Raw genomic sequence first — 13202 nt, 5'->3', positions numbered from 1 at the left:
ACTAGATCTGATATAAGGCACCGACGCCCAAGGTAAAGTGTAACGCTTAAGTTTGAACTTTATTATGGCTCGGTAGCTCAGTCGGTAGAGCAGAGGACTGAAAATCCTCGTGTCGGCGGTTCGATTCCGTCCCGAGCCACCATTTATAACTTAATATGCCGGTGTAGCTCAACTGGTAGAGCAACTGACTTGTAATCAGTAGGTTGGGGGTTCAAGTCCTCTCGCCGGCACCATGTAATCCTGGAGGATTAGCGAAGTGGCCAAACGCATCAGACTGTAAATCTGCTCCCGTACGGGTTCGGTGGTTCGAATCCATCATCCTCCACCAGTTTTTAGGGGCATAGTTTAAAGGTAGAACAACGGTCTCCAAAACCGTTGGTGTGGGTTCAATTCCTGCTGCCCCTGCCAATTAATCTTTAAAAGTATATTATATATGGCGATCGTGGCGAAGTGGTTAACGCACCGGTTTGTGGATCCGGCATTCGGGGGTTCAATTCCCCTCGATCGCCCCTTTGTTTTGTTCATGGGGATTAGCCAAGCGGTAAGGCAACGGACTTTGACTCCGTCATGCATAGGTTCAAATCCTATATCCCCAGCCATTATGCGGAAGTGGCTCAGCGGTAGAGCATCGCCTTGCCAAGGCGAGGGTCGCGGGTTCGATTCCCGTCTTCCGCTCCAAATTAATTCGGCGCCATAGCCAAGTGGTAAGGCACAGCTCTGCAAAAGCTTTATCCCCAGTTCGAATCTGGGTGGCGCCTCCAGTTATTTTCTCAACATGCAAAAAAAGAATATGTGCCGGCGTGGCGGAATGGCAGACGCGCTCGACTCAAAATCGAGTGGGAAACCGTGGAGGTTCGAGTCCTCTCGCCGGTATAACGTATAGCCCTATGGATTGCACTTGCAATTCATAGGGTTATTTTTGTAAGGAGAGAATACTTAATATTCAATGAGCGTGCAATTGAGTCTGTTGAAGCTCATTGATTTCTTTTCTAACATATTGACGTAATCCAACATCGAATATATTATAGATATATAAAGTCCTTAATTTGTGAATCTTCTACATATCATCACGAAAATGATTGGATGTAAAGGAGTTAGTTATCATTATATGTCTGTAACTAATTATAGATATAATAACTCCTTTATATTTACAAACCGCATGGATTGAATTAGTTGAATTGAACCCATAAAACCAAAAATTTGATTGGAAGAAATGGAGTGTGTAGAGATGACAGAAGTAACAACAAGCAATGAAATAGATATTGCTCAAGGATTATTCAATCTTTCTGTGTGGGAAGAGGCTTGGAAGAATAGACCGAGGAGTCCCAAATATAAAAAGCAGAGTGCCCCTTTTAATACAGCAGAAGCTTTTGAAAGATGGGCTAGAGAGTATCATCAGCAATCCTTTACAACAGAAGGGAAGGCGCGTTCTGGGCGCATTATGGGTTGGATTGAGAATCAAGGCGTAGACTTTGAAGGAATGTCCGTTTTAGATATCGGGGCAGCTTCTGGCATTTTTACGATCCCGTTCGCAGAGAAGGGCGCAACTGTAACAGCGGTCGAACCTTCTGAGCTACTCGTTTCCTTGATGAAGGAGACAATTCCAGCAGCTTTGACATCTAAGATTGAAATCGTATGCGAGCGTTTTGAAGAAATATCTATTGAGCAGAAAGGGTGGAGGAAAAAGTACGATGTTGCCTTTGCCTCAATGTGTCCAGCAATGTCCGATTGGGAAACGATTGAGCAGGCTATTAGTTCTGCCCGGAAGTATGTGTATATCAGTACAATGGCTGGACAACGGGAACATACACTGATTGATGAACTAAGAACAGTGCTTCAGGTGGAGCCACCATTTAAACCAAGTGATATGGGATTCATTCAACAGTTGCTCTATCTGAAGGGATACTCCTATACAACACTAATCACCAAGGAAGTGAATACCGTTGAACTGCCTGTGGAAGAAGTTGTACAAAAGCTACCTGAATGGCTGAATACGTATGGTCTACCAACGGACGAACAATCACTTAGCCTGGCTGAGCAATACATTAGGAAGACATATGATAATGGAACAGTGACATTTTTAAGAGGAGGACGGTTTGGTAAAATCCTGATTCAGTTGGAACAGCCAAACATGAAGGTTCTCACAAACAAATAAAATAAAGATCTCATAACAACAACAGGTGTTTTAAAGAAGATCAATTAATTAATGTTAATGAGTGTATGAGTGTTATATAAATAAAAAGGAGCAGATCATCTGCTCCTTTTTTTGCATTCAATTTCCGACCCCCTCCGTCGTTTCTGGTCTCTAATTACGAACAGAGCAATATACAGTTATTGTGTTGAGATAGATCAGCAGATAGCCGACACCGGGTGTATTTCCTGGCGCGGTGTAATGAGTCTGACGCCTCGGCAAACTTATTTCCCAAATGAACGACTTTCCTGTACATAGCCAGCTCGACGTTTACGTTCTCGGTATTGTCCAGGTGTGATACCCTCCCACTTGCGAAAGGAACGGATAAAGTTCTGCGGGTTGTTGTATCGAAGTCTGGCTGCAATATCCTTAACCGTGAGATCGGTCTCTTCTAACCACTTCTTAGCTATCGTAAATCGATGCTTGGTTAGATATTCACTGAAGGAACAGCCTGTTTCCTTGCGAAATACACCGCTTAGATAATTGGCATTGTAGTGGAGAAGGGCAGCGCACTCCTCTAATGTAAGATCTGTATCATAGCGCTGCTGGATCAGAGCAATTATTTTCTCAGAAATATGATGGTATTGTGCATACTGCCTTTCCTTAAGAATAGTTATAATCGGCATGATAATACGTTGGGTAAACCATTGTTCAACTTCAGCCGCAGACTGGAGAGTAAAGAGTTGTTTGAACATACTGCTCTGTCCAACTGTAATCTGCCCTAGAGGTACGCCGACTTCCTGCATCATTAACAGAATACGTGTAAGCAATCGCATCAACATCAACTGATACTCCTCTGGTGTGGACTCCATATTAAATACATATTCAAGCAGCTGCTGGAGCATAGAAATAGCTTCAGTTTCATCCACGGATTGAATAGCCTGAATTAACTCGTACTCGAATGACTCCGGGTAAGCCATCGACCAATGCGAAATGTGGGACTTAACGGTTTCATATGGAATAATAACGCCTGTCCCTAATTTGAGACGGTGCTGGAGAGCCTCCATAGCCTCAGTATAGGCTTGGTGCACTTCCAATAGAGAAGAATAGGACTGACTGATTCCAATGCTTATCTGTAAACTGAGCAGATCCTGAACTCGTCGTTGTAGTTCCTCTGTTTGAGCGTATAACCGTATCGTAAACTCATCTGAATCTGATTCATAGGTTCCAATGACCGTTACAACGGTCTGCTCGATTACAATCGGGAGCAATTGCAACTCAGGCAAGATAGTTTCCTCTAACATATTTTGAATAGCGAACAGGAGCAACTCCCGGTCTTGTGAGCTATATTTTGCATGATTCACAAGATCTGCTTGTATCGTTATGACGGCAATATGTTGCCATTGCTTGAGCTGAGAGGCATATCCTTGTTCATTCAAGATGTGTTGTAGCTTAGTGGGTGGATATTTTCCCAGAAATATATTCATTAAGAAATGGTTGCGTGTATGCATTACATAATGATTCAACTTGTTCTCAAGCTGAGAACGGGATGCAGATAATTGAGAGACACCAGCTCTAATTTGTTCAAACTCATCCATAGAGATCTCGGATTCCGCTTGCAGTGAGCTTGTAGCTCTTGCTGCTACTTGCTCTTTAATGCCGACTTGGGAGAGGAGTCTCTGAATGGGTGTGTGCATTCGCTTTGAACCTAGCCAGGAAAGCAGTAGAGATAGAAGTAACATTCCAATACTGATATACATCGTGTGTAATGCGACTTGAATGTACTCCCGATTCAGGATATTCATCGGTGTAACCAGAATATAGCTCCATCCTTTTAGTGGGGATTGGGAGTATACCATGGAATAGTGCTGATCTGACGTGTGCAGTTCACCGTACGAAGAGGACGCCGGAAGCGAAGCAGGAGAGAGTTGCTCACTCAGGCTTTCCCCCGTGTCACTATTGATTAAGCCGGTCGCAGCTAAGGGTTTACCCATATAGCTAGGGTCTGGATGTGCAATGATACGTTGTTCACGGTTGACAATGATCAGTCCTGAAGCGGATGAATTCGTATCTGTTGCCTCAGAGGGAGTCTGTAGTGAACACGCAGGTATTCCAGCAATAAGAGCCGAGTTAGTTGAGTCATTTATCGTTTGGATCGACCTTGCTAGTGCAATATGATAATTACAGCCAGAACTCTTCATCCGCTCTTGGTTATTAAAAACAGAGGACGGGACAAGTTGCCAACCTGATGTGAGCGTATTCGACAGTAAGTCTTTCATAGGGAGAGACAGTGGGAAATCCGTATTCAGATAAAGTCCTGCATGATCGATAAGCCAGTCCCGAGTTTGGTTAACCAGTGTAATGTCCATTAATGGTTCCCAGGATCTCATATGTTGGAACTCGGATTGCAGTTTGTTCGCAATAGCTGGCTTTGGGCTTAGATAAGGTGACGACAGAGATTGTATAGTCACTGGAGAACGAGTCGCTTGATCCAGCATATAACTGACCGTCCCAAGTTTGTGCTCTACGTTTGATTGCATTTGTGAAAGTAGCTGTTGATTCGCTTGAATACGATGTGACTCCATCTGATGGGAAGAGTAGAGAAAAGCAGCAATTCCAGTTAAAAGAATGGGTAGCGTGCTCAGCAGAATGCCATACACTATCATTTTATGTAAATAAGTTAAGGATCGCACAGGTCATCTCCTGACATAAAGGGTAGTCATATCACTATTTTAGTAAACGCTTACAATTAAAACAATCTAAATTTAGATTATATGGATAAAAAAGTAATATATAATGAGGGTTGCGTTGGAAACTTCATTTCTAGGGCTATGATGTAGAAACGCGAACTCATCATAAACGTAACTTAGGGTAAGGACTGTATCTGTAGATGGAAGGTCATACGGGGCTCTAATGCGGGTAATAGGGGGATAAGGAGGCTTGGGCGAACCTTGTCAGATCAAGGTCTGATATAAAGATAGCCAAAGGTCGAATATGATCCCCGACCTGAGTCTAGGATGAAAAACCGTCCACAGTCTGTTTTGAAAAGTCGCAAATTCCCCTAGAATAAGGACATAAGGTTAAACAAGAAACAAATGCACACGGAAAGGGCGGTGGAAAACATAATGAGATGGAATAAAGGAAACGGCTGGGCGATTGTACTGATTGCGCTAGGCGCACTCATCCTCTTCGGAAAGTTAACACCTTTGCTAGGATACATGATGGGATATTTGATTCCGATTCTGATGATTGCACTTGGGTACTACGGAGTGAAGCGTGGTAACACAACGCTGGGATGGATTGTACTGATCATCGGTATCATCGCATTGATCGGTAAGTTATCTTGGTTGCTCGGACCAATCATCGCAATCGGGTTGATTATCTTAGGGGTATCGATGCTTGGGAACAAACGCAACAGTCATCGCCGTTACTAAGATTTCACGATTATGAGAAGGAGGACAGAATATAATGAGTGTATTTCGTCGAATGCGGGATATTACCGTAGCTACGTTGAATGAACATTTGGAGCAAAGTCAGGATCCAGTCAAACTGATTGACCAGTTTCTGATCTCGACCCGCCAAGACATCGGTGAAGCTGAGAAGCTTCGTCATCAATATGCAAGTCACACCAGACAGATGAAACAGCAAGCTGATCAGGCAGCATCGATGGTTCACAAACGTGAAGAACAGGCTTCAATGGCCTTAAAAGCTGGTGAGGAGCATCTTGCCAAACTTGCTCTCCAAGAAAAAATTCTACATGAAGAAAAAATGGATCAGTACAATGAATTGTACGCCCAAAGTAATGCGGCATTACAGGAGCTTGATGAACAGATTGATCAGCTCAAAGTAGAATATCAAAATGTCTACAGTAAGCGCCAATATTACTACGCACGGATGCAAACCATCCAGCTACAACAACGAATGAATCAGAGAAGTCACTATAATAACGGTCAGAATGTCCCACGGATGTTCAATCGACTGGATGATCAAGTCTCTGACCTTGAATACGAAGCACAAAGCTTACGGGACATACGCCGTATGGGCCAGGATGGTTCTGGATCAGCAGGAAGCATGTCTTCCGGAACGCTGGATAAAGAGCTGGAAAGGCTGAAACAGAAATTAAACAATGACAAAAAGGAGTAGTTAAAATGAGTAAATTATACCGCTCAACGCGTAATCGGATGCTGACAGGTTTGATCGGCGGCATCTCCGAGAATCTCGGAATCAGTTCCACGCTGCTACGCCTCATCTTCTTCATCAGTATTTTCGCTACGGGAGGTACATCACTGCTCATCTACTTCATCGCTGCATTGGTGGTGCCGAAGGAACCCTACTACGCTGATCCATACGATCACGTAAGAGGACACAAGTAAACGAAAGGAGTAAGCACATGAGCAAACTATACCGCTCAACGCGTGACCGAATGTTAACCGGTTTGTGTGGCGGGATATCCGAATCCATTGGAATGGATTCCACACTACTTCGGATCATCTTCGTCATTAGTATCTTCGTAACTGGCGGTACGTCGTTGTTAATTTATTTCATCGCAGCACTGGTAGTTCCAAAAGAACCCTATCCGCCATATGATCCATACGGATACGGATCAGGTCCTGGCAGAGGATACAACAACTATGATCATCAGCCGCCAAGAGGCCCGTATCAAAATAACCATAACCAATCAGGTCATGGAAGCTTCAGTCCTGGCCCAGGTTATAACGGCAGACCGCAATCAGATCCACGTTCGTATGACAACAATGCCTACGGAGCTGGAACACATCAAGAAAGTGATCTGGACTCCATGATGAAAGATATTGAGAAAAAAGCTTTGAAAAAAGAAGTTGAAGAGCTTCGCCAAAAATTATCTCGTTACGAGAAGGGAGAAAAGTAAAATGGGAGTATTTAAACGGATTAAGGATATGACGAAAGCATCGGTTAATGATATGTTGGATAAAGTGGAAGACCCAATTGTAATGTTGAATCAGTATTTGCGTGATATGGAGGCTGAAATTCACGAGGCTGAGGTAACTGTTGCCAAACAAATGGCAAATGAGCGCCGTATGAAGCAACGTTTGGATGAAGCAGAGCGCACATCTGTACAACGTGAGTCTCAAGCTGAAGCTGCCTTGGCTAATGGTCAGGAAGAAGTAGCTCGCAAATTGCTGGAAGAGAAAATCTACTTTGATCAAAAAATTACGGAATACAGCGATCTTCATGCACAATCGGAAGCACAAGCCAAAGATTTGTTGCAACAGCTTCATGACATGAAAGATGAGTTCTACAAAATGCGTAACAAACGCAATGAACTGGTATCTCGTGCTCAGATGGCTAAAGCGAAAAAACAAATGTCTCAAATCAACAGCTTGCACAGCATCGAGAGCGGAGGCGCATCACTTGGATTCCACCGCATGGAAGAAAAAATCATGCAAATGGAAGCTGAAGCTGACGTAATCCGTGCACCATATCGCAACACACAATCCACGTACACTAATCCTGTGGATGCCGAAAAACAGTTCAAAGTTGATCAACAGCTGCAAGCTTTGAAAAACAAAATGGGCAATGGCTCCAAAAATGATGCAGGCAGCACTTCAAAAGAATAACTGTTCGCTATGCAAACAATATGATATTCTATAAATCGTGAATAGAGAACGGTTTGTAGAGCAAAGGTTAAGCCATACGGGACCTCAGTGCCTGGTATGGCTTTTCCATCGAATAGAGAAGATTACGTTTACAGAGGAGGTGCGGTGGAGATGAATAAAAAAAATCAATGGCTTGCAGTGTTAATCATTGTGATTGGCGCCTTAATGTTATTGAATCAAAATATGAACTTTCTAACTCTTGCCGCACTGATCCTGCTAACGTATGGGATGATTCAAGTTCAAAAAGGTGTTACACGTAAAGGGTATCGTTGCTTGGGAATCGGTGCAGCGTTATTGTTGCTCGATAATTTGATGATTGTATTTTTGATCGTACTTGCTTCACTCGCTTTTTTCTACTCCAAAACAAAGAAGATTCATCTGAATGAAAATGTCATGCGTAGACAAAATTTTATGGCACGGTTCTATTGGGATCAACAGCCTTGGCGGTTACAAAGTATGAGTCTGTGGCATGCCATGGGGGAAGTTAACGCAGATCTATCGCTGTCTATTCCGGAAGAGAAACAAACTATTGTATTACTTCAGGGCGTTATGGGTAATGTGCGCTTGACCTTGCCTGAAGATTATGGCGTTGAAATTGAAGCATTCGTACTGTTTGGCCGCGTTAATCTGAATGGCGAGCAGGACAGTGGGATGATGAATAAAATAATATGGAGAACTCCTGGCTACGAGTCCAGTGAACATAAAGCAAAATTTGTAATTTCCTATATTGTTGGCGACCTAAGCATTAGTAATCCGTAGTAATTAAAAAGATGACAAAGGAGGAGACCTGTATGAACACCAAACGACATACCGACATGGTAACCCGAAGTATGCGTGAAGGAATCCTCCTTGTTTTCATTGTGCTCGCGGTTGTCTTGTATGTACTATATACATATGGTTATCTGGCTCCGTTTGCAGGCTGGAGACATCTGATCCAATCGGGTGTGGCATTGTTATTGCTGTTAATTGGAATCGGTGCAGCATTTGGTTTTTACCAAAGCTACCGGGTGAAGCGAAGACTAGAATTGTTGCGAGAAACCTTGCTGCAATGGGAAAAAGGTTCTCTCTCCCGCACGGTGCCTGATCTAGGTATGGACGACGTTGGTCGTCTAAGCGATCAGCTTGGGCGGATCGGGAAGAAGTGGGAGGATCAGGTCACCTCGCTACAGCGACTATCCACCAACAACGCTCAGCTTGCAGAGCAAGCAAGAGTTACGGCGATTGTGGAAGAACGTCAGCGTCTCGCAAGAGAATTGCATGATGCGGTATCTCAGCAGTTATTTGCCATTTCCATGACAGCAACAGCGGTTGGACGGAAAATGGAAAAGGATTTTGAACGTGCTCAGCGGCAGGTTGCTCTAATCGAAGAGATGGCTTCCGTGGCTCAATCGGAGATGCGTGCTTTATTATTGCACTTGCGCCCGGTATATCTGGAAGGCAAACAGCTGGAGCAGGGATTGAAGGATCTGGTCATGGAACTGAAGACGAAAGTGCCTATGGACATTGTGCTGGAAATCGATGAGGATATTGACCTGGTTAAAGGCATCGAAAATCATCTGTTCCGTATTGTTCAAGAAGCGATGTCTAATACATTACGTCATGCGAAGGCAGAGAAAATGGAGATTAGGCTACAGCGACGGACAGATGCAGTTAGAGTGTTAATTCGTGATGATGGTCAAGGCTTCGATCTGGATGAACAGAAGCAGGCTTCTTATGGGCTAGCAAACATGCGTGAACGTGTTACAGAGATCGGTGGAGCCATTCAATTTGTAACAGCACCTGGTAAAGGAACACGGATCGAAATTACGATACCTTTGATGAGCGATGAAAGTGAGGAAGGACATGTCAATGGAGGAGACGGAAGTGGACACACAGTCAGAAACGTCAATTAAGGTACTGCTCGTGGATGACCACGAAATGGTTCGGATTGGTCTCGCCGCAGTTCTTGATACGGAGGATGGCATTGAAGTTGTCGGTGAAGCAGGAAGCGGGGAAGAGGGCATTCGTTTGGCACAGGAATATAAGCCAGATGTTGTTCTGATGGACTTAGTCATGGAAGGTATGGATGGCATTGAAGCTACACGGCAATTGCTGAAAATGTATCCTGAATGTAAGGTTATCGTTCTGACGAGTTACTTGGATGATGAGAAAATGTATCCGGTTATTGAAGCTGGAGCCTTTAGTTACCTGCTCAAAACCTCCCGAGCTAACGAGGTAGCTGATGCCATTCGTGCTGCAGCACGTGGTCAATCCGTACTGGAGTCACAGGTAGCTTCCAAGATGATGAATCGTTTCCGTCAACCTCAAGCTGCAGCGCCGGCTCATGAAGAACTGACGGATCGTGAAATGGATGTCCTTCGTTTGCTCGCTCAAGGTAAATCTAATCAGGATATTGCCGATGATCTGATTATCGGAATCAAGACGGTTAAATTTCATGTGACCAACCTGCTCGCCAAGTTAGGCGTAGATGACCGCACACAGGCAGCAATATATGCCTATAAGAATGGACTTGCAGAGTAACGACGTTGAAATGATGACCGATAAATGAGCGAATAGGTCGTTCTACTATACAAGCTATTAGATCTACACGATAAGCTTAGCAAAACATAGAAGCGATTTAAGTATGAAAGTCCGATTAACCAAAGTAATTGGTTGATGGGGCTTTTTTTGTATGCAATAAAGCGTTTAGTACGAAGAGAAAGCGGGCATGCTGTTGATAGATTCATAGAATAGAGAACGAGCGGGGGAATGAGCATGTTAAAACGGTGGATGATGACAGCTGTACTAGCAGTAGCAATCGTTATGTTAATCGGTATTACTCAAGTATACGCGGAGAAAAGTGTATCTGAAGGTGAGAAGTTAGAGCAAATGCTGAACACGGCAGGTGCTGCTATAGAACAAGTAGATCGCTTAGTACTTAAGTGGCAGGGTCAAGGTACGGGAGATGCACAGGAGATAGCGGGATTACTCGCTGACGGGCTACAGCTCCAGAAACCTGAGTTAGTACGTCAGACAGGACATGATGTATACCGCAGTGAGTTGAAGGCGTCAAACGAAGATGTGGGCATTCTGGTCAACGTTGTCGTTACAGATTCAGCAGAATATTATACGATTATCCAGTTATCCGGCAATGAAGAGACGGATTGGCGTGTGTATCTCGCTTTGCATGAACAGGTAGAGCGATTGCTTAAAGATGTCGGTATTAAAGCGACTTGGAACTTTTCAGTACAAGGTACAGGGGAAGAGGCTGCTGTAGGGATAGAAAATCACAACAACGCTCCAGTTCAAGCCGGTACTGTGGTAAGACACATTGAAGGAGCATTATCAGATAAGCTGAAACTGAGTGCAGTGGAACGTTATGAAGATGACAGCACAACAAGCGTATCTTATGTTGTCCCTGAGTTATCAATGGCCGTGAACAGTGGTTCGCATCAATTAAATATGCAGCTGGCCGTTCATCAGGATGATGTGTTAGGAACGAACCGTGTTACTTTGGGATTTCCTGTCATTACGATTGAGTACTAATTGTTGAGTATGATGTATTGAGAGATTTTAGAGATCGTTTGAATCATGATGATCTTGGTTAAGGAGTACTCATACCATGAATGGAATATTTATCAATGAAGTTTTAATGATGAATTATAGAAAAAAATTGGGCGAAGACTGCCATAAATTAGTGCATCGCCCTAGTTGATATGCTAAAATGGCATCACATCCAAGAAGGAACATGCTGGTAATTGACGTTAGTATATTGTGCATATATAACACCATTACATAGCTCGGGGAGTTCTTTGGAGTGTGTTCTTCCCCGGAAGAAAGAGGAGCCTATGGTCGAAAAACTAATGCAAGATGAAGTGCAGACACCTGGCGCAGTATTTTTCATTTTTGGAGCAACGGGCGATTTGGCTCGCCGGAAGTTATTTCCGGCCATTTATAGTCTATACCGTGAAGGCAAGCTAGCCCATGACTTCGCGGTTATTGGCGTAGCACGGCGTCCGAGATCACCAGAACAATTCCGGGAAGACATTCATGAATCCATTCGAGAGTTCTGTCGTTATCCAGCGGGAGAGCCGGAGGAGTGGAATGCTTTTGCCCAACATTTTGAATACAAATCACTTGATATTAATAACGTTGATGGTTTCAGAGAGCTGCGTGAGCAGACGGAGGCTTTGGAAGCGAAGTTTAACACGCCGGGTAATCGGTTATTCTATTTAGCGCTTGCGCCAGAACTATTCGGTAACGTGTCATACAGTCTAAGAGATGGCGGGATGCTGGAAAGCAAGGGCTGGAATCGGCTTGTGATCGAGAAACCTTTTGGGTATGATCTGCAATCGGCAGAACAGCTTAATGAACAAATTCGGGAAGTGTTTCGTGAAGAGGAAATCTACAGAATCGATCATTATCTAGGTAAGGAAATGGTGCAAAATATTGAAGTCATTCGCTTCGGCAATGCCTTTTTCGAGCCACTCTGGAATAACAAACACATTGCGAATGTCCAGATTACACTTGGTGAGACGGTTGGTGTGGAAGAGCGTGGAGGATATTATGACCACTCTGGTGCGCTGCGTGATATGGGGCAGAACCATATGCTGCAGATGTTAACGATGATTGCTATGGAGCCACCAAGCCGACTATTCCCTGAGGACATTAGGGATGAGAAGGTTAAGGTGCTGCGATCACTGCGTGCTTTTGCAACAGACGAAGAGGTAAGCAGTAATGTGGTGCGGGGACAATATACGAAGGGCGAGTACCGTGGGAAGCAGCTTCCGGGGTATCGAGAGGAGGACAAGGTTGATCCAGAATCCACTACGGAAACTTATTTTGCAGCACGCGTTTTTGTGGATAATTTCCGCTGGGCTGGTGTACCGTTCTATATTCGGACAGGTAAGCGTCTTCCAGTGAAAACGACCGAAATCGTGGTTGAATTCAAATCGATGCCAAACAACGTATATCTGGGCAAGAAATATAAGTTAGAACCTAATTTGCTGGTCATTCGTGTGAACCCGATGGAAGGCATATATATCAAAATTAATGCCAAGAAACCGGGCTCGGATTCGGAAATTCAACCGCTTGCGATGGACTTCTGTCAAAGCTGCATGATTGGCATCAATTCGCCGGAAGCATACGAACGACTGCTGCATGACGCGGCAGAAGGAGATTCGACGTATTTTACCCGTTGGGATGAAGTTGCAACAGCATGGTCATTTGTGGATCGGATCGCAGCTGCATGGGCTCACAATCATGGGGAACTTCATACGTATCCTGCAGGCACCTGGGGGCCTGCAGCAACAGATAAGCTGCTTGAGCAGGATGGTTACCACTGGTGGCCAGTGAAAGGTCAGGATGAAGACCGAGTGATTTGGCAAGTGAATAATTAATGAGCTGAAACTTCATAAACGGAGATTCAGGATGTTCGCTACTGGGCGAATGTCTTG

Annotated in this window: 12 protein-coding genes and 9 tRNA genes; 20 read left to right on the top strand and 1 reads right to left on the bottom strand. The window is 44.2% G+C overall.

What is annotated here, in order from left to right:
• Nucleotides 1-66 precede the first annotated feature (66 nt).
• The 10 genes from V6W81_RS24440 to V6W81_RS24395 all read left to right on the top strand — a co-directional run bounded on the left by V6W81_RS24440 (nt 67) and on the right by V6W81_RS24395 (nt 2155).
• Nucleotides 67-142 (top strand) — tRNA-Phe (locus tag V6W81_RS24440).
• 15 nt (nt 143-157) lie between these two features.
• Nucleotides 158-233 (top strand) — tRNA-Thr (locus tag V6W81_RS24435).
• Between the two features lie 9 nt (nt 234-242).
• Nucleotides 243-328, top strand: a tRNA-Tyr gene (locus V6W81_RS24430).
• A gap of 6 nt (nt 329-334) precedes the next feature.
• Nucleotides 335-408 (top strand) — tRNA-Trp (locus tag V6W81_RS24425).
• A gap of 28 nt (nt 409-436) precedes the next feature.
• Nucleotides 437-509: transfer RNA gene (locus V6W81_RS24420), tRNA-His, on the top strand.
• A gap of 15 nt (nt 510-524) precedes the next feature.
• A tRNA-Gln gene (locus V6W81_RS24415) sits at nt 525-599 on the top strand.
• Nucleotides 600-603: 4 nt separating this feature from the next.
• Nucleotides 604-678, top strand: a tRNA-Gly gene (locus tag V6W81_RS24410).
• Nucleotides 679-687: 9 nt separating this feature from the next.
• Nucleotides 688-761 (top strand) — tRNA-Cys (locus V6W81_RS24405).
• A 33-nt stretch (nt 762-794) separates the two neighbouring features.
• Nucleotides 795-873, top strand: a tRNA-Leu gene (locus tag V6W81_RS24400).
• Nucleotides 874-1228: 355 nt separating this feature from the next.
• Nucleotides 1229-2155 (top strand): class I SAM-dependent methyltransferase, encoded by a 927-nt coding sequence (locus tag V6W81_RS24395; protein WP_338540660.1) that lies wholly within the window; start codon nt 1229-1231, stop codon nt 2153-2155.
• A 260-nt stretch (nt 2156-2415) separates the two neighbouring features.
• Here the strand turns inward: V6W81_RS24395 and V6W81_RS24390 are convergent, their stop codons facing one another.
• Complete coding sequence (locus V6W81_RS24390) at nt 2416-4824, bottom strand: helix-turn-helix domain-containing protein (RefSeq protein WP_338540659.1); 2409 nt, start codon at nt 4822-4824, stop codon at nt 2416-2418.
• A 432-nt stretch (nt 4825-5256) separates the two neighbouring features.
• On the opposite strand from V6W81_RS24390, the gene V6W81_RS24385 reads away from it, so the two are divergent.
• From V6W81_RS24385 to zwf, 10 genes are all read left to right on the top strand, one after another.
• Nucleotides 5257-5565, top strand: coding sequence for a LiaF transmembrane domain-containing protein (locus tag V6W81_RS24385; protein ID WP_338540658.1), 309 nt, complete (start codon nt 5257-5259; stop codon nt 5563-5565).
• A gap of 34 nt (nt 5566-5599) precedes the next feature.
• Complete coding sequence (locus V6W81_RS24380) at nt 5600-6274, top strand: PspA/IM30 family protein (protein WP_145053477.1); 675 nt, start codon at nt 5600-5602, stop codon at nt 6272-6274.
• 5 nt (nt 6275-6279) lie between these two features.
• Complete coding sequence (locus tag V6W81_RS24375; protein WP_145053475.1) at nt 6280-6504, top strand: PspC domain-containing protein; 225 nt, start codon at nt 6280-6282, stop codon at nt 6502-6504.
• 17 nt (nt 6505-6521) lie between these two features.
• Nucleotides 6522-7019, top strand: a complete 498-nt coding sequence (locus V6W81_RS24370; protein ID WP_338540656.1) for a PspC domain-containing protein — start codon at nt 6522-6524, stop codon at nt 7017-7019.
• Nucleotide 7020: 1 nt separating this feature from the next.
• Nucleotides 7021-7728: a PspA/IM30 family protein gene (locus tag V6W81_RS24365; protein ID WP_145053471.1), complete on the top strand. Its 708-nt coding sequence runs from the start codon at nt 7021-7023 to the stop codon at nt 7726-7728.
• A gap of 150 nt (nt 7729-7878) precedes the next feature.
• Nucleotides 7879-8526, top strand: a complete 648-nt coding sequence (gene liaF, locus V6W81_RS24360) for a cell wall-active antibiotics response protein LiaF (RefSeq protein ID WP_056698211.1) — start codon at nt 7879-7881, stop codon at nt 8524-8526.
• 32 nt (nt 8527-8558) lie between these two features.
• Nucleotides 8559-9659 (top strand): sensor histidine kinase, encoded by a 1101-nt coding sequence (locus V6W81_RS24355; protein ID WP_145053469.1) that lies wholly within the window; start codon nt 8559-8561, stop codon nt 9657-9659.
• Nucleotides 9616-10287, top strand: a complete 672-nt coding sequence (locus tag V6W81_RS24350) for a response regulator transcription factor (RefSeq protein WP_128103528.1) — start codon at nt 9616-9618, stop codon at nt 10285-10287. Before V6W81_RS24355 ends, V6W81_RS24350 begins: the two co-directional genes overlap by 44 nt.
• Before the next feature lie 234 nt (nt 10288-10521).
• Nucleotides 10522-11292, top strand: coding sequence for a YwmB family TATA-box binding protein (locus V6W81_RS24345; RefSeq protein ID WP_338540655.1), 771 nt, complete (start codon nt 10522-10524; stop codon nt 11290-11292).
• Nucleotides 11293-11594: 302 nt separating this feature from the next.
• The gene (gene zwf, locus V6W81_RS24340; protein ID WP_338540654.1) at nt 11595-13145 is read left to right on the top strand and encodes a glucose-6-phosphate dehydrogenase; all 1551 of its coding nucleotides are present in this window, start codon (nt 11595-11597) and stop codon (nt 13143-13145) included.
• The last annotated feature ends 57 nt before the right edge of the window (nt 13146-13202 follow it).

This window comes from Paenibacillus tundrae (assembly GCF_036884255.1).
Taxonomy (GTDB): Bacteria; Bacillota; Bacilli; order Paenibacillales; family Paenibacillaceae; genus Paenibacillus.
The sequence above is the reverse complement of the archived record's forward strand: the minus strand, read 5'-3'. Positions and strand labels throughout refer to the sequence as shown.